The following is a 243-nucleotide window of genomic DNA, read 5'->3' as shown; positions in this document are numbered from 1 at the left end:
GGAAGATATGGCAAACGATCCTGAGTGGTTTCTTGAGCTGACGCGGCAGCTTCACAAGCGCCGTTTTATCTCGACCGGTGGGGCGCTAAAAAACGTCCTCCAGTTGGATCGAGAAACCAATGAGGATCTTGTCATTGCCGACGATGTAGGGGATGGCACTGATGACGGGAAGCGGACGGCGTTTGTCTGGGATTCAGGTAAACGGCGTTACAAACGCGCCCCTGAGAAGGATAAATCGGATTA

1 protein-coding gene is annotated in these 243 nt (G+C 52.7%); it reads left to right on the top strand.

The window, feature by feature from the left end:
• Positions 1 to 243, top strand: a 243-nt coding sequence (locus QP437_RS10335; RefSeq protein WP_072107737.1) for a protein rep, incomplete at both ends; no start/stop codon positions are given.

The organism is Haemophilus sp. UMB1048, assembly GCF_030218125.1.
GTDB lineage: Bacteria > Pseudomonadota > Gammaproteobacteria > Enterobacterales > Pasteurellaceae > Haemophilus_D.
The sequence above is the reverse complement of the archived record's forward strand: the minus strand, read 5'-3'. Positions and strand labels throughout refer to the sequence as shown.